Genomic DNA, 15,842 nt, shown 5'->3' with positions numbered 1-15,842 from the left:
TACCTGCCCTAATCTTCAATCTAAAATGCCCCAATGAATGCTTTAACCGTTAACCTTAAACCTGTGCTGGAATTGACAGATGAGCAGTTTTTCCAGCTTTGTCAAGCAAACCGCGATTTGAGATTTGAACGCACTGCAACCGGAGAATTAATTATCATGCCACCAACCGGGGGAGAAACCGGAAATCGTAATGCTGGGCTAACTGCTCAACTTTGGATTTGGAATGAGCAAAATAAATTGGGTATCGCCTTTGATTCCTCTACAGGTTTCAAACTTCCCAATGGTGCAGACCGTTCACCTGATGCTTCTTGGCTGAGACTGGAACGCTGGAATGCACTGACTCAAGAACAACAAACAAAATTTATACCACTTAGTCCTGATTTTGTTGTTGAGTTACTTTCGCCAAGTGATAGTTTGAAAATAGCTCAGGAAAAGATGAGGGAATACATAGATAATGGTGTGCGTTTGGGTTGGTTAATTAATCGTAAATCGCGGCAAGTAGAAATTTATCGGCAAGGCCAAGAGATTGAGGTGTTGGAATCGCCTGTTAGTTTGTCAGGAGAAGATGTTTTACAGGGGTTTGTTTTAAAGCTTGAGGTAATTTGGTAACTCAATAACAAAATAAAATTCACGGTTGCTGAACCTTAACCGCAATTGTATCAACTTTGTTGGAAGTGAATGGACGCGGTTATTCAAAGACTATCGGCGATAATTTGGATTGCCTACACAAGTTGTACCAAGAGGTTGAAGAACGGATTGAAGGAATAAAATAGTCCTTGCAGGGCAGGTATCCTGCCCTTCTTATTATACTATTACTAACTATTTGTAAAGTGGCAAGTAATATTTTTTATGAGCAATTGCAGGAAAATGTTTAATTAGATCGCTAATTCAGATTCATTTGTGGGAATACTTAAAGTGTAAAGCTTAAAAAGAACTTAAGCGCTAAGTTAGGGGTTCCTAAAAATGGATATGAGAAATTTGGTTATAAATTATCATTTAACAGAACGTTGCAATTACTCTTGTGAGTTTTGTTTTGCCAAATATGGGCTTGAAGAAAAATTTAACATACTTGAAGAAAAATTTAACATAACAGGCGATCACATTATTTTTGAGGTTTTCTGCAAGGCGTAGGCGTAGCCCGTCGTAGACATCGCACTCACGCTTCCACAAGAGCCATCGCTTTGTTTTTGAGGTTTTCTGCAAGGCGATCGCTCTTTACAATGACCTCCACCAAAAGCTTCCGTCCGCTACTCTGAGGCTACCGATTTAGGGCTGATCTCAAACTGTAAATGGGAACGGTAGAAACAAACATCAAACTCCATAAAGAAATTAACTTGCCCCAAAATTAGCGGTACGTTTGTAGCCTGTGTCCATGCAAATACAAGTTGTACAGGTTCAAATTGCCCAACTACTGCCTAAAGAAGCACGACACGCGCCTCGTATTGAGCTAAATTACCTGTCAAACTCAATACAGTTGTCTGCTGTTCCCACACATACCCAAGCTCAACTCCTACTGAATAAGGAAGCACATTCACGCTTGCTCCAGTATCCAACAGACCGGATGCGATCGCAGAACTTTGCTGGTAGATCAAAGTAAGGGGTAGATAGGGGCGGAAACTGGCTTCGCCCAATGCAACATCAATCGGGATAAAGGAATACCGTTGTGCGTTACGCATGGTCTTGAGTTTTAGCAGCTTCTAGCACTTTTAACATAGTATCTGCTGCTTCAACTGCATCATAAGGCGACCACACAGGATAAGACTGATCGGGCTTAATCAGATCGGTTTCCTGTTGGGCTAACTCTGAGATTAAAACCTGCATAATATAAAACTTATCTGCTCGACTAAGTTCTCGCAAAGTGGAGATTAATTCTGCTGAAACCATGCAAAGCACTCTAGTAAATCAAGTCTGCTTCTTGATCATAGTTTATTCGTTGGGTTTCACTGCGATCACCACAAGCTACAACTAGAATAATCACGTCTGCGACTTACAGGTGAGACAATTCAAGCAGCTAATAATGCGTAGGCGTAGCCAGCCTTCGGCATCGCACTCACTCTTACACAACAGCGATCGCTTAATTTTTGAGGTTTTCTGCAAAGCGTAGGCGTAGCCCGTCGTAGACATCGTACTATTTGGCATCAAAGCAGATGCAGCGTTTGATTTGATGGACAAAATCTTGTCCGCTATATTTAAGGTGTACCAGTTGCTTCCTCACTCCAAGTTAATCAGTATGGATATCACAGCTACTTTGAACGAAATTGCAACTCTCAGTGTTGAAGATAGAATCCGTATTGTGCAGGCAATTTGGGATAGCATCGCAGCAGAGCAAGTTTATCCTGATTTAACCGATGCACAAAAGCGAGAGCTTGATCGTCGAACTGCTGACTACGATTCAAATCCAGATAATGTGCTGACTTGGGAGGAAATCAAAGCATCAATTAAGGGACAGCAATGAATTATGTCCTGGTGTTTCGCCCAGAGGTTCGAGAAGAACTCAATGATGCACACAGTTGGTACGAGAGTCAGAAACCCGGTCTGGGTGACGAGTTTTTAGACTGTGTAGACGAAACAGTGAATCGAATTTCTCAGATGCCAGAATCCTATGTAATTGTCTACGGTGATATTCGACGAGCAGTAGTGCGGCGATTTCCCTATGCTGTGTACTATCGGATTGTGTCGAGTCGATTAATAGTAACGGCAATTTTTCATGGTCGCAGAGATCCAAAATCGTGGCAGACGCGAACCTAACACTATAATTACGGGCGATGTCTAGCGACAAGCCGCTATGCGATACGCTTTATTTTTGAGGTTTTCTGTCAGGCAATACCTACGGTAAGCGACGCTAACGCATTCACTCTTCCATAACAGGCGATCGCATTTGCTATTTCGGCGACAACATTTGCTATTTCGGCGATCGCATTTGCTATTCCGGCGACAGCATTTGCTATTTCGGCGACAACATTTGCTATTTCGGCGACAGCATTTGCTATTTTGGCGACAACATTTGCTATTTCGGCGACAACATTTGCTATTTCGGTGATCGCATTTGCTATTTCGGTGACAGCATTTGCTATTTCGGCGACAGCATTTGCTATTTCGCCGACAACATTTGCTATTTCGCCGACAACATTTGCTATTTCGCCGACAGCATTTGCTATTTCAGTGACAGCATTTGCTATTTCGGTGACAGCATTTGCTATTTCGGCGACAGCATTTGCTATTTCGGCGACAGCATTTGCTATTTCGGCGATCGCTGTTACATAAATGATTGCGTTCATCCTAAAACAACAGACAAATACAGGTGAATGGATTAGTAAAAATACAGAGAAACTCTCAATATTAACTCTTAATTAAATCCACAAAACTACTCATCTCACGTAGAAAGGCATTCCGCTATGTTGAGATAGAACTATTCAAGAAATATCTCCCATGTCTCTAAGAACTCGCGGTTCTGCTCCTGTAGACAAAGCTCAACGCCGTCTTGCACTGCTTAAATCCATTAATGAGAACCTGGATTTAGGGCATGGATTAACAATTGAAGCTTATACCCGCTTTATTGATAATACCCGTGCCACATTAGAAGCCCATAATACCCTTCTATCTAATCTTGAGGAATCTCGTAAGACGATGAATCAGATGGACAAAGAACTCTCGGAACTATCTGAGAGGATGTTTAGTGCAGTTGCAACTATCTACGGTAGAAACAGTATGGAGTATTCAAAAGCAGGTGGTTCTAGCCGAAAGCGGAGTACGAGTAAAAAATCTATTTCACAAGTTCCTACAGTTGTAACGGTTCCCGTCACTCAACCGACTCAAGCTACAACTAACGGCAAAGGTGGCTAGAGAAATGTCTAACAACAACCTGCTACGCATCTACGTCTTATTTTTGAGGTTTTCTGCAAGGTAATACCTACGGTGAGCTACGCTAACGCACTCACTCTTCCACAATAGGCGATGTCTACGATGGGCTACACCTACGCTTCTATATTTTCCACGATATCATAATATGATATCGTGGAATTGATGGTTATACTCAACTTAACTGTAATATGGCTGTAATTGTATTGATTAAATGGATCTCAATAACAAACAACGTCAGATTTTAGAGTTAATTTTTACAAATCCTGTACCATCTAATATTCTTTGGAAAGATATTGAAAGTTTATTCATAGCTTTAGGTGCTGATATTACTCAAGGTAGAAATTCACGGGTTTGTGTGAAATCAAATGATGTGAAAGCTGTTTTTCACGAACCGCATCCTCAAAATGAGACAGATAAAGGAGCAGTCAAATCTGTTAGAGAATTTTTAATTAAGGCAGGAATTGAAATATGATGACTTATAAAGGATACACAGCTAGTATAGAGGTAGATGTAGAGGCGGGAATACTTTTTGGCCAAGTCCTAGATATTAATGACGTGATTACCTTTAAGGCAAAAACTGTAGAGGAAGCGCGTCAAGAATTTAAAATTTCTGTTGATGATTATCTTGCTTTCTCTGAAGAACTAGGAGAGGAGCCTGATAAACCATTCTCTGGTAAACTTCCATTCCGCACAACTCCAGAACACCACCGTAAAATATTTATTGCTGCTAAAAAGGCTGGGAAGAGCATAAATGCTTGGATGGATGAAATATTAACTGGTGCTGCGGATAAAGTAATCAATACTTAGAGTCAATCATTCTAAATATGTTTTTCGCTAAAGTGCATTCGCTTTTGGCATTTTTATGGGAATATTCAAGTTGAAATTTTTCTATGGATGCGTTAAGTATCAACTTTGCTCTTGTTCTTCAAATAACAGATGAGCAATTCTTCCAGTTATGTCAGATAAATGAATTAATTAGATTTGAGCGTAATGCTGATGGCACGTTGCTACAATTGCATATCTACCAACTGAATAACTAAATTCTTATGACAAACACTATTTCAATTACCGATTCTTCAATTCCCAATCCCGTCCCAAAATCAACAATTATTCGTTTGGAGAATATCTTTAAAATCTATGGCAGTGGTGAGACCGAAGTCAAAGCCCTCAACGATGTGAATTTGACTATCCACGAAGGTGAATATTGTTCAATTATGGGGCCTTCTGGTTCAGGTAAGTCCACAGCCATGAATATTATCGGCTGTCTAGATAGACCCACCGGCGGACATTATTACTTAGATAATATCGATGTGGCGCAAATGGATGATAAATCTTTGGCACACATCCGTAATAAAAAGCTGGGGTTTGTGTTCCAACAATTCCATTTATTGCCTCAACTAACAGCATTAGAAAACGTGATGCTGCCGATGGTGTATGCTAGTGTCGATCCAAAAGAAAGAAGCGATCGCGCAACAGTTGCATTGACACGAGTCGGTTTAGCAAATCGCCTCAACAATAAACCAACTCAATTATCTGGTGGACAACAACAAAGAGTAGCGATCGCCCGGGCGATCGTCAATCTTCCCGTAGTACTCCTGGCCGATGAACCAACAGGCGCACTTGATTCGCGTACAACCCAAGAAGTCTTAGATATTTTTGGCGAACTCAATGCCAGTGGAATCACTGTCGTGATGGTGACACATGAACCAGAAGTTGCCCGTCAAACCCAGCGCATCGTTTGGTTCCGTGATGGCCAAGTAGTACACTCCAACCTTACCCCAGCCGACTTGAGTCAGTTAGCCGTCTCATAGGTTCTTCAAGTCCGCATACACGGACTTAGTTTGTGTAGCCACACCTATGCCAAAACCGATTACAAACTTGACGTTTTCCCAGTTTCGGCTTGCGTTGCGATCGGCTTGACATCGGTGTAACCAAACTCACCAGCTATTGTCCGAAACACTGACATTTGTTCTTCAAAATCTAGTTCTTCAATTTGAGAAACCAGATCGTTAATTGCCTTACTTGACTGGTAGCTAGCTGGTATCCCAACCACCGTATCCCCCATAGCTACCGCCCAAGCATACCAAACTAACAACTGGTTATTTTCTTTGATTGCCCCATAAGCACGAGAATATTCTGTGTCTTTGCGGTTAACAATATCCCGCATAATGTCTAGTTGCTGCTCATCGGATAATTCAAAATAATCTCCTAGCAGAAGTGGTGCTAACTCTGGTTCAGCCGCAGCAGGAGCCGCTGGCGTGATCGAATCACCCATTTTTTCATAAACAAAATAGAACCAAGCTAATTTGGCATCGGTATCTAAGGCGTTAAACCCATCCACCAATTTTTGAGTTTCATTGCTCTGAGCTTGAGAAATTGTTTTGTCGTAACTTGCAGTCATTATTATTTGTCTCCAACAGAATTTAATAAGCCAGACTAAGTGTTACCAGAATTCGAGAATTAAATTCTACTATCGATAGAAAGAGTTAAATTAGTAAATATTTACAGATTTAATCTACCTTTTAATAGAGGTAAAAGTCTCTCTGAAGGAAGCAAGAAAGCAGCGCACTGCTCTGCTATTATCACTTAAGTAAGCAATAAAAAATTTACCTTAAGGTTTTAATTATGCCTGATGAAGTAAAGCCCAATTTAAATGAATCTCCCACTCATGATTCACAATTAGCTGCTGAAAGCATCGCTAGTGGTAACGAAAAAGCACCAACGGTAGATTTTGACGCTGATTATGCAGCTGCACAACAATTCAGTGTCAGCGAAGTAGATCGCACAGGTGAAGGTGAAGCAGCAGCCGAAGCAGCCACAGCACCTAAATATACAACCTCTAAGCCACAAGAGACAAAAGTTGAAGCGCAGTCAACAGGTAATCCTGATGATTATCTAGAGTTAGCAAAGGAAGTTGGTAATTCTAATACTGAGGGTGTAACTAGTGTTAGTGATGATTTAGTAAAAAAAGCCTTAGAAAAGGGTGAACGGAAAAATTAGGTTTTCCTGATATCTTGCTATTTCGTTGGGTTGGGCAATGTCACAAATATTGAAATTGGAGTTTTCGGTATTGGTAGACATTGCCCATTTCACTATTCTTGTAAAAAAACTTCTGGGTTGGATAGATTTTTCTCTAGCCTGTATAGCAAACCTATATTAACGTGAGTTCGACAAGTCTTATTTGACCTCTCCCCCAGCCCCTCTCCGACACGGAGAGGGGAGCAAAAAGCTTAATTTTCGTTGCTCCTCCCTTTCCGTTTCGGAGAGGGAGGTTGGGAGGGAGAGGTTCATCGAACTCACGTTATATTAGAACTATCTTTTTTACATAGTCATTATTCAAATTACTACAAAATGGGGATGAAGGGCTGCCGACGGCAGACTTTTCATCCCCATTTAAATGATTATCATTATTATTGATGGAATAGTTTATTTTCTGGAAGTCCCTGACTGGTCAATTTCCACTCATCATTTGTTGATTAGCAGAATTTTATCGCAATTTATGCTTAGTTTTGGGGCATTGGTCACATTGGATAACATCAGGAGTTGATAACTAGTCTAATTTATTGTTGTAGCTGGGCAAAAGTTCAACTTTTTTTACTTTAATATTTAGCCAACTGTGCGCTGCAATGCTTCGATACGTCCATAAGGGCGTTGTGCTGCACCGGACTATTAACCAGGAGACTACAGCAATGATGAAAGCTGAAGATATCATGACCAAAGAGGTAGTTACTATTCGCGGTTCGGCAACTGTTGCTGAAGCGGTGGGGCTGATGAAGGACAAAGGATTACGAGCGCTGGTTGTGGATTGTCGCCATGAGAATGACGCTTATGGCATTGTCACAGCAACGGATATTGTCTATAAGGTAACAGCCTACGGTAAAGATCCAAAGCAAGTGCGGGTTTATGAAATTATGAGCAAACCCTGCATTGTTGTCAATCCTGATTTGGGTGTGGAATATGTAGCGCGGTTATTTGCTAATACTGGGATTCATCGCGCACCTGTGATTCAAGGTAAGCTGTTGGGCATCATCTCAATTACCGACATTTTGACCAAAAGCGACTTTGTGGAAGCACCAAAAGCGCCACTGCTGGAGGAGAGAATTCAAAAAGCAATTGAGCAGGCTCGTGCTATTTGCACCGAACAAGGTGCTTATTCTAAATCCTGTGCGGCGGCGTGGGATGAGGTAGAAGAACTCCAGGCAGAAGCAGCTCATCAAAAAGCTGAGGGTATGGTATCAGCCAAAGTCTCTTTTGAAGAATACTGCAAGGAAAACCCACATGCACCGGAATGTCGAAATTATCACCCATAATTGAATGAAGATAAAAGGGGCATTGGGCATTGAAAAGAGGCAGAGGGGCGGGGTGCAGGGGGCGGAGGGGAAAATTCTCTCTTGCTTCCAGCTAAGAGCTTCCCTGCTCCTCTTCTGCACCTCTGCCCCCTACTTCTTGCTATCTCAATTTACCGTCTAGCAACTCGCATCAATAAGAATAGGCCTATTCCCAAAAAAAGAAAGTTGGGGAACCAAGCCCCCATAAAGGGAGAGAGAACACCTGCTTGTGCGATCGCACCACTAATAAAGAAAATTAAGTAATACGAAAATATTACTATGACACTAATCCCAAAGCTGGTACCTCTGCCAGTCCGTTGGGGTATGCTTCCCATTGCTGCGCCGACTAAGCCAAAAACTACGCATACAAAGGGCAAGGAGATTTTTTGTTGAATCCGCACTTCAAGTTTACGAATTTTTTGGCGATCGCCACCAAGATTTTCCACTTCTAGTTGCTGTAGTGCTTCAGAAATATTCATCTCACCATAGTCTCGACTTTTTTCTGCCAGACTTAATGGGGTGCGCGGTAGTTGCAGTTGTTGGTGTTCAAATCTAACGATGTTGCGATAAGAGCGATCGGCCGCGACAAAATAGATCGTACCGTTATAAAAATCCCAAACATTTTGAGAAGGATTCCACTGGGCGGATTCTGATACCAGAATTTGATTTAGACCTTTCGTTGAGCGATCTATAATCGTCAAACCTGTCATACGCTTACCATCAAATTGGTCGGCGTAAAACAAGCGTGTTAATATCCGATTCTTAGAACCATCCGGCTGGGCAACATCCTGATATTCAGGATAGAAAATATTTTGCTGTTTCAAAATTGGCTTGTCTGATTTCAGGGCTTTATCCAGAGTCATCGCCGCTTGATAATTTGCTGCTGGTGCAATTTGTTCGTTAAACACAAATGTCAATCCTGTAACCACAAGACTTAACATCACAGCAGTTAGCACCAGACGATAGACACTTACGCCACAACCACGCAGGGCAATTAGTTCACTCTCGCTAGAAAGACGACTGTAGGTCATCAAAGTAGCCAGCAGCGTAGACATGGGAAAGGCTAAGACGATAAAGTTGGGAAATTTTAACAAAAAAACTTGAATAGCGATGTCTATGGGTAGCCCAGATTCTACGATTTTTCTGATGAGATCAAATACAGCATCAATGGTGACACCAAGTGATGAAAAAGCTCCGACACCAAAGAAAAACGGCGCTAACAATTCGCTAGCAAGGTAGCGATCCATGATCGTAAAAGGCAGCAGCGAATAGGGACTGTTAAAAGACGAGAGTTTCTTTGATATCATAAGCAACTTGAAAAGTAAAATATTGGCAATTCTTGTGAAGCAAAGTATATGTTTAATATCAAAATAAAATTCTCAATGATTGAGAATTAACTAAGAAATTTATGCTTAAGAATGAACAATAAAAATATCCTTTATTAATTAATAATTGTTAATTTAGGCTTGAAAATTATCTCCTAAATAATATTGCCGCACAAGGGGGTTGCTATAGAGTTCGTCAGCAGTACCGAAAGCGAGGATTTGTCCCTCACGCATGATGTAGGCGCGATCGGTGATGGCAAGGGTTTCGCGGACATTATGATCTGTAATTAAGATTCCCATACCGCGATCGCGCAGTTGTGCGACAATTTGCTGAATTTCTGAAACTGCGATCGGATCAACTCCCGCAAATGGTTCATCCAAAAGTAAAAATTTTGGCCCTTCTCGTCCAGCAGCTAAAGACCTTGCTAATTCCGTCCGTCGTCGCTGACCACCAGAAAGTTGAATTCCTTTACTCTTAGCCAATTTTTCCAACCGAAACTCCTCCAGTAAAGTTTTGAGTCGCCTTGACCACTCCCATCGTGGCACATTAGTTTGCTCTAGCACTAACAGAATATTATCCTCTACCGAGAGTTGGCGAAAAACACTTGCTTCTTGTGCTAGATAACCAATACCCAATCGTGCCCTTTTGTCCATTGGCATTCCCGTCACGTCTAAACTACCCAGCCAAACTTTTCCTTGATTGGGTTTTTCTAAACCTGTGGCAATGTAAAAGGTCGTCGTTTTACCAGCCCCATTGGGGCCTAGTAAACCAACGATTTCGCCCTGAGCAACAGAAAGATTGACACGATTCACAATTACTCGTTTGCCGTAAGATTTGTGAATATTCTCTAAAACAATTTTCACGCTGGAAGCACCCTTTCTTGGTGGTAAATGCTAATTAGAAGGCTTCAAAGGTGGTGTTTGTGGGGCAGGTGTCGCAGTTTGTCCGCTATTATTTGATTCCTCGATCATGTAGATGGACTCTACCTGACGGTTGGATTGGGGTAAAGCCACAAATCGCCCTTCATCGATTAAATAGGTTACTTTCTCTGCTCGGATACTGTTACCGCCCTGTTGCAAAATATAGACGTTACCACTGAAATCAATTCGGCGTTCTTTACTAAAATACTGTGCTTGGGCAGATGTTGCCTGAATTTGGCGAGCCGGATACAACATTTGCACATTACCGCGAGCGGTGATTACTTGATTTTTAGCATCATATTCTTGCACATCAGCGCGGATAGTCAGGGGGCGATTTGCCTGAGATGTTTGTGCAGTAGCGGTTTGTACTTGGGTAGGGAAGGCAAAAGCGCCTAAGAGTGCAGCTGGCAGCATTAAAGCTAATCCAAAGCGACGGAACTGTGACATGGGCAATTGATAGCAGAGCATCATAAGAATTAGGGATTTAGGATTTCAGCTTGCATTCTAATTATCTCAAGTACTTTATCCAGATTATGAAATATACAATCTGGAGTGATTTACGATAACTACTGGCTGAAATAGTGACGCTACCCTCAACCTCAAGGTTTCAGCTAATTGACATCTGAGTGAAAATGACGTAGGCACAATTCATGAATTATGCCTACTAGGAATTTCGGACAAGGCATAATTAATTTCACCAGATGTCTAATCAGTACTTAGCACAATTCTAGGCAAAGATAAGATTTGATTTTCGCCCAGATCGCCAGCAGCAATTTTATCTGGCCCTATTTGTTGTAAATTCGTCAACAACGCTGCGCTCTGACTCAATAGCTCATCTACGTCAACGCCGCCGTAACTAGATGGGTAACGGCGTAGGCGATTGCTGCCTTCTCCCAATAGAATTACAGCACCTCGCCAGTTCCGATTTTCCAAATGATACAGTGCCACAGCAATTTGGAGAATGCCTTGATAAAAGCTTTTTTCTGGTTCGCCAGCTTCAATCCACAAAGCCTCTAAAGTGTCATGACAAGCGTAGAACTCTCCAGAATTGAACTGTTCTACGCCTTGCCAAAACTCTTGGGGGATGATTTCGCTCATCCCATGCTGTCTCGTACTTCTTTGATTGTTTCCAGAGAAATTTCTTGTTTGTCTCCAGCAAACTCGTTGTCAGAGGTGAGGAATAACATGCAATGGCACTCTTTGCGTTCTCTCATTGGCACACAAGGACAGTTCCAATATGTGGCGTGAATCTCAGCTTCTTTATCTTCATAATGGCGACAAGGACATAAAGGCGCACCCAGATCGTCTTTATGTTTGGCTAGTCCTTCAATCACGACTGCGGTGACAGAAGGTTCAGAACAGAAGTATGTTCCAGTACGCTTGGCGTATTGCTCGGAAAAATGCCGCATTGCCTCTAGGCTTTTATCGCTGGATTTTGTGTTATGTTCTGATGCGATCATGTCGTTCATAATTTAAATATTTCTTTGCATTGTACCTCAGCCTCACTAGAGGATTACTGGGTGTATTTCCCCAACCTTGCTTGCTCCAATTGTCTTACCTACGCTCAAAGCCTGATATGTCTGGTTGCTGGGATTAGACAAAATCTAGGAAATCATAAAAGTTTAACTTGCGTGGGGATTGGGGACGCGTAAGGGCAGGGAGCAGGGAGCAGGGGAGAAGAATCTTCCCCTGCGCCCCCTGCACCCTGCCCCTCTGCCTCTTTTCAATGCCCAATGCCGAATGGCACTAAGTTAAGCTGAAGAGTATGCAGCGTAAAGATTGCAGAGGGGCAGGGGGGCAAGGGTGCAGAGGGGAATTTCTAAATATCCGAACGCAAATACCTAAAACTTCTTCTTTCTCCCCTGCTCCTCTGCACCCCTGCTGCCTCAACGATTTTCCCTTTTCTTAGTGCCATTCGCCCAATGCCCTTGCAGTTTATGACCGTAATGTTTTTTGTAGTTGGGCTTGCAGTGGGCGTAGGCGTAGCCCGTCGGAGACATCGCTTTGCAAAACTATACCAGGATGCTCCCAATTAATTACCTCTTGTTCAGCTGGTGCAGAAATATTTGGCCACAAAACCCAGCGACTACCTTGAGGAAGTTTAGCAAGGCTCAGGGGGTTTTGAGTCAGCCAAATCAAGGGATAGCTTTTAGGAACTACTGAACTGGCATCTTCTAAGGCTGCGGTTGCTGCCAAGGTTTCTAAAACAAAGCGATCGCCTTTAATTAAACTTGTTGATGCTGTCCATAACTGCACCTCTAATTGTTGTTGCTGTGCATAAAAATACAGTGATGCTGCGGCAATTACTGCTTGTTCAAAGTTTTCTTCTTCCCAATTGCTAGTACTATCGAGGGCAATAACTATTTCTTGTCCACCTGTTACCATTTCTAACTCTCGCACCCTTAATTCCCCGTAGCGGGCACTAGTTCGCCAGTGAATCAGACGGGTGGGATCTCCGATGCGATAAGGACGGAGCGATCGCACTAGCCCTGTTGTCGCTGTCTGCAATGGTCTACCACGAGGATCGCCCCTTTTGCTCTCTTCTTGCCCCATTTCATCTACTAGGGGGCAGGTAGCCAGAGGTAACACTGTAGGATAAACGATCGCTGTGGCAGCACAATCACGCTGACGGCGACACCAAAATAACCCCAAAGGCGCACCAGAACCGAGTTCTACTGTGTGCCAGCGATAAACACCCCGGCGCTGAGTCGGGTGGTAATATACCCAACGGTAACTGCCTTGGCTAGGAATTGTTTCGATTGCCTTTTGTACTGGTTTCCCTAAGACGAAGGGCAGTATATCTTCAACTTGCAATAAGCTGATAGGCTGCTGTGTTTGATTGCAGATTTCTAATTCCACCGTTAGATCGTCACCTGCTGACACAGGTTTAATGGGACGGCGGGTGATGGATAGACCTGTGAGCGATCGCGGCGGTAAGATGGCTGCTACACCCAAAAGGGCAAAACTGATGCCGCTAATGGCGTATAGCCAACCAGCCATCGTATTGATACCTGCGCCAAAAAAACAAATAGCCGTTGCTGCTAGTACCCAACCGCCATAAGCAGGGGCACTGGCGCGAGTTTCTAACCAATTGGTGATGGTTTTGATGATTTTCATGTTTCTTTTTTAACCCAACACCACCCTAAATTCACAGTGTCTCACGGGTTGTGCCTGATGTTCTTATCGAAACCACTCTATAATTTGGCTTACAAATGTCTCTCGATTAATAGCATTTTGAGATTAAGATTCTTCTAGTCTTTCCTTTTTAGTATAGGCACAAGCCTTAACTAGTCTTGAGCATTGCTGCCGTAAGCATCGCTTTCCGACCTCGACTTTTGCCAATAACTTTCTGTGTAAATGCGGTACAATTCACCACAATATCTGTACAGGATAACTTTCAAACACGCTGTCTTTAGTAATTATAGGTATGCTCTCCACCAAACTTTGAGAAATTATGAGCCGATCAAATGGATCTTTATGGTAAAAAGGCAGCTTTGCTAACTCATCTAAATGTTCTGGTCGTATTTCGAGCAATTCAATAGCGTTACCATAAACTTGTTGTTTGACCAACTCAGAAAAAGTCATTTCCAGTTTTAGCTTGTCGATACTGACCTTGATAGAAATTTCCCAAAGACTCCCAATGCTCAAAAATCTTTGATTTTCCTGATCTTCAATCAGGTTTTTTGCTGTCTCACTGAGATTGAAACTGCCCTCAATAAACCATAAAAACGTATGGGTGTCGAGCAGGAGCCTCATTGAGCGTATTCCTCAAAATCTGCCAACGGCTCATCAAAATCATCTGACATTTTTACTAAACCCCTAGCACTACCAAACTTGGGGCGTAACTCTACATTAAGTGGCACAATCTTGAAAGATGTCCCATCATTACGCGTGATGATGACTTCTTCTCCACCAGCCGCCTCTTCAATTAATTCTGCTAGGCGAGTCTCAGCTTCTTTCAAATTAACTTGGTGCATTGATAGTCTTTAGCAGTTCTCTGGATTTTGGTGGTTTGCATCTATAAATTTATAATTGTATATGATTAAATTATCGAATATAGGTAGAAGGTAAAAATATGACAATTACTACCAACTTAAAACAACTCTATGAAACCGATGAAAATTTATGGCTAGAAGAAACTATTAAATTATTAAAGCAAAAGCAGTTTAACCAACTTGATTTAGAAAACTTAATTGAGGAATTAATCAGTTTGGGTAAAAGAGATTTAGCTAAAGCCAAAGGTCTTTCAAGGCAAATTATTATTCATATATTATTACTCCAATACTGGCAGGTGGAATATGAAAGAAACCATCGTCATTGGATTGGAGAAATTAAAACCTTTAGATATGACTTAAATAATCATTTAACGACGAATTTAATAAACAAGTTACAGGATGATTTAGAGGATATTTATCAAAGTGCGGTTGATCTTGTGAAAATTAAAACCGATTTAACTATTTTTCTAGAAAAGTGTCCTTACACTCTTATTCAATTATTAGATGACAATTATTTACCTTAAAGATACCAGTCTTATCTTATTTTTGTGAAATGAAAGCAGCACCAAAAGCGATGTCTACGACGGGCTACGCCTACGCAGTTTCACGAATAGTCATGAGAATAATCCTTTTTCAGTCCTCTTCATTTTGACTCAAAAATTTGACAAAATGCACGGCAATGGCGATCGCTTTCTGTAAGAATGATGCCTGCTAGCTACTAGTAACTCAACCGCCGTATGCAGGGGCACAAGCACGGATTTATAACCAATTGGTGATGGATTTGATAATTTTTTTGTTTCTTTTTTAACCAAACACCAGCCTAAATTCACAGTATTCTCGGTTTTGCTAAAGACAAGCTTAGACTCTTCAGTTCCATTAATTACTAAAACTTATTAGATGCTTGTTCGTGCCGTGGTAATCGCTTTTTAACCAACTTATCTAAGTATATATTCGTCTTCTTTATGTTTTACTAACTTAATCAACATACAAAATTTACAAAATATTAGTATTTTATACTATACATTATTTTTATAATCGAGTAAGCAGACATCATTGTTGCCATTGTGACCGTTAAGAAAGGTTAACAAGTCGGTAATAGTTGCTTAACTTAAAAGAATAAGCTGTTTACGGATAGCACTTATATATGTATATATAAGTCGATATCAATAATTGAAACCATATTTTATACGGTTATTTAACCGTTTTTACTTACATTTTAATAATTGTATTTAGGATATCAATTATGCTTGAATTAAAAAATAAGTTATTTAAAATTACAATACCATTTTTATCATTTTATATATTCTCAGTTTTAAGTATTATAACTTGTGGTTATATTGTCAAAATTCATAAAATATAGGACTTACGCATTGACAGAATAACAAAATAGTGAATTCATAAATAAGGGTCGT

Annotated in this window: 22 protein-coding genes and 1 pseudogene; 10 read left to right on the top strand and 13 right to left on the bottom strand. The window is 41.3% G+C overall.

Features of this window, described 5'->3' with window-relative positions; all coding sequences use genetic code 11:
• Positions 1-33: 33 nt before the first annotated feature.
• Positions 34-609 carry a Uma2 family endonuclease gene (locus HWQ39_RS31120; RefSeq protein WP_292853813.1) on the top strand — a complete coding sequence of 192 codons (576 nt, stop codon included), beginning with the start codon at positions 34-36 and terminating at the stop codon, positions 607-609.
• Positions 610-1,247: 638 nt separating this feature from the next.
• Here HWQ39_RS31120 and HWQ39_RS31115 read toward each other — a convergent pair.
• The 3 genes and pseudogenes from HWQ39_RS31115 to HWQ39_RS31105 form a co-directional block, all read right to left on the bottom strand.
• Positions 1,248-1,676: pseudogene (locus HWQ39_RS31115) on the bottom strand (aspartyl protease family protein).
• On the bottom strand, positions 1,669-1,884 hold the full coding sequence (locus HWQ39_RS31110) for a hypothetical protein (RefSeq protein WP_292853812.1): 216 nt from the start codon (positions 1,882-1,884) through the stop codon (positions 1,669-1,671). The pseudogene HWQ39_RS31115 and the gene HWQ39_RS31110 overlap by 8 nt, the downstream one beginning before the upstream one ends.
• 90 nt (positions 1,885-1,974) lie before the next feature.
• Complete coding sequence (locus HWQ39_RS31105) at positions 1,975-2,172, bottom strand: hypothetical protein (RefSeq protein WP_292853811.1); 198 nt, start codon at positions 2,170-2,172, stop codon at positions 1,975-1,977.
• A 58-nt stretch (positions 2,173-2,230) separates the two neighbouring features.
• Between HWQ39_RS31105 and HWQ39_RS31100 the strand changes: the two genes are divergently transcribed.
• A complete protein-coding gene (locus HWQ39_RS31100) occupies positions 2,231-2,455 on the top strand; it encodes an addiction module protein (protein WP_292853810.1) in 225 nt (74 codons plus the stop codon).
• Complete coding sequence (locus HWQ39_RS31095; protein WP_292853809.1) at positions 2,452-2,748, top strand: type II toxin-antitoxin system RelE/ParE family toxin; 297 nt, start codon at positions 2,452-2,454, stop codon at positions 2,746-2,748. The genes HWQ39_RS31100 and HWQ39_RS31095 overlap by 4 nt, the downstream gene beginning before the upstream one ends.
• Before the next feature lie 68 nt (positions 2,749-2,816).
• Here the strand turns inward: HWQ39_RS31095 and HWQ39_RS31090 are convergent, their stop codons facing one another.
• Positions 2,817-3,278 carry a methyl-accepting chemotaxis protein gene (locus HWQ39_RS31090; protein WP_292853808.1) on the bottom strand — a complete coding sequence of 154 codons (462 nt, stop codon included), beginning with the start codon at positions 3,276-3,278 and terminating at the stop codon, positions 2,817-2,819.
• Between the two features lie 151 nt (positions 3,279-3,429).
• On the opposite strand from HWQ39_RS31090, the gene HWQ39_RS31085 reads away from it, so the two are divergent.
• From HWQ39_RS31085 to HWQ39_RS31070, 4 genes are all read left to right on the top strand, one after another.
• Positions 3,430-3,843, top strand: coding sequence for a hypothetical protein (locus HWQ39_RS31085; protein ID WP_292853807.1), 414 nt, complete (start codon positions 3,430-3,432; stop codon positions 3,841-3,843).
• A 229-nt stretch (positions 3,844-4,072) separates the two neighbouring features.
• On the top strand, positions 4,073-4,333 hold the full coding sequence (locus tag HWQ39_RS31080; protein WP_292853806.1) for a type II toxin-antitoxin system HicA family toxin: 261 nt from the start codon (positions 4,073-4,075) through the stop codon (positions 4,331-4,333).
• Complete coding sequence (locus HWQ39_RS31075; protein ID WP_292854018.1) at positions 4,333-4,668, top strand: type II toxin-antitoxin system HicB family antitoxin; 336 nt, start codon at positions 4,333-4,335, stop codon at positions 4,666-4,668. The genes HWQ39_RS31080 and HWQ39_RS31075 overlap by 1 nt, the downstream gene beginning before the upstream one ends.
• 239 nt (positions 4,669-4,907) lie before the next feature.
• Complete coding sequence (locus tag HWQ39_RS31070) at positions 4,908-5,672, top strand: ABC transporter ATP-binding protein (protein WP_292853805.1); 765 nt, start codon at positions 4,908-4,910, stop codon at positions 5,670-5,672.
• 59 nt (positions 5,673-5,731) lie between these two features.
• Here the strand turns inward: HWQ39_RS31070 and HWQ39_RS31065 are convergent, their stop codons facing one another.
• Positions 5,732-6,262 carry an orange carotenoid protein N-terminal domain-containing protein gene (locus HWQ39_RS31065; protein ID WP_292853804.1) on the bottom strand — a complete coding sequence of 177 codons (531 nt, stop codon included), beginning with the start codon at positions 6,260-6,262 and terminating at the stop codon, positions 5,732-5,734.
• Positions 6,263-6,486: 224 nt separating this feature from the next.
• Between HWQ39_RS31065 and HWQ39_RS31060 the strand changes: the two genes are divergently transcribed.
• Together HWQ39_RS31060 and HWQ39_RS31055 are read left to right on the top strand one after the other, a co-directional pair.
• Positions 6,487-6,861, top strand: a complete 375-nt coding sequence (locus HWQ39_RS31060) for a hypothetical protein (RefSeq protein ID WP_292853803.1) — start codon at positions 6,487-6,489, stop codon at positions 6,859-6,861.
• A 689-nt stretch (positions 6,862-7,550) separates the two neighbouring features.
• A complete protein-coding gene (locus HWQ39_RS31055) occupies positions 7,551-8,171 on the top strand; it encodes a CP12 domain-containing protein (protein WP_292854017.1) in 621 nt (206 codons plus the stop codon).
• 149 nt (positions 8,172-8,320) lie between these two features.
• Here HWQ39_RS31055 and HWQ39_RS31050 read toward each other — a convergent pair whose 3' ends face one another.
• The 8 genes from HWQ39_RS31050 to HWQ39_RS31015 form a co-directional block, all read right to left on the bottom strand.
• Positions 8,321-9,436 (bottom strand): LptF/LptG family permease, encoded by a 1,116-nt coding sequence (locus HWQ39_RS31050; protein ID WP_292854016.1) that lies wholly within the window; start codon positions 9,434-9,436, stop codon positions 8,321-8,323.
• A 213-nt stretch (positions 9,437-9,649) separates the two neighbouring features.
• Entirely contained in the window at positions 9,650-10,378 is a 729-nt protein-coding gene (gene lptB / locus HWQ39_RS31045; RefSeq protein ID WP_292853802.1) for an LPS export ABC transporter ATP-binding protein, read from the bottom strand.
• A 30-nt stretch (positions 10,379-10,408) separates the two neighbouring features.
• Positions 10,409-10,906, bottom strand: coding sequence for an LptA/OstA family protein (locus tag HWQ39_RS31040; RefSeq protein ID WP_292853801.1), 498 nt, complete (start codon positions 10,904-10,906; stop codon positions 10,409-10,411).
• Positions 10,907-11,140: 234 nt separating this feature from the next.
• Positions 11,141-11,533, bottom strand: coding sequence for a DUF309 domain-containing protein (locus HWQ39_RS31035; RefSeq protein ID WP_292853800.1), 393 nt, complete (start codon positions 11,531-11,533; stop codon positions 11,141-11,143).
• The gene (locus HWQ39_RS31030; RefSeq protein ID WP_292854015.1) at positions 11,530-11,895 is read right to left on the bottom strand and encodes a ferredoxin thioredoxin reductase catalytic beta subunit; all 366 of its coding nucleotides are present in this window, start codon (positions 11,893-11,895) and stop codon (positions 11,530-11,532) included. The genes HWQ39_RS31035 and HWQ39_RS31030 overlap by 4 nt, the downstream gene beginning before the upstream one ends.
• 475 nt (positions 11,896-12,370) lie before the next feature.
• On the bottom strand, positions 12,371-13,552 hold the full coding sequence (locus HWQ39_RS31025) for a DUF58 domain-containing protein (protein WP_292853799.1): 1,182 nt from the start codon (positions 13,550-13,552) through the stop codon (positions 12,371-12,373).
• A 252-nt stretch (positions 13,553-13,804) separates the two neighbouring features.
• Positions 13,805-14,191 carry a type II toxin-antitoxin system VapC family toxin gene (locus HWQ39_RS31020; protein WP_292853798.1) on the bottom strand — a complete coding sequence of 129 codons (387 nt, stop codon included), beginning with the start codon at positions 14,189-14,191 and terminating at the stop codon, positions 13,805-13,807.
• Positions 14,188-14,412 carry a type II toxin-antitoxin system Phd/YefM family antitoxin gene (locus HWQ39_RS31015; protein ID WP_292853797.1) on the bottom strand — a complete coding sequence of 75 codons (225 nt, stop codon included), beginning with the start codon at positions 14,410-14,412 and terminating at the stop codon, positions 14,188-14,190. The genes HWQ39_RS31020 and HWQ39_RS31015 overlap by 4 nt, the downstream gene beginning before the upstream one ends.
• 98 nt (positions 14,413-14,510) lie before the next feature.
• On the opposite strand from HWQ39_RS31015, the gene HWQ39_RS31010 reads away from it, so the two are divergent.
• Entirely contained in the window at positions 14,511-14,954 is a 444-nt protein-coding gene (locus HWQ39_RS31010; RefSeq protein WP_292853796.1) for a DUF29 domain-containing protein, read from the top strand.
• The last annotated feature ends 888 nt before the right edge of the window (positions 14,955-15,842 follow it).

The organism is Nostoc sp. NMS8, assembly GCF_017115045.1.
GTDB lineage: Bacteria > Cyanobacteriota > Cyanobacteriia > Cyanobacteriales > Nostocaceae > Nostoc.
Note: the sequence above shows the minus strand (reverse complement) of the source record. Positions and strands in the feature narration are given on the sequence as shown.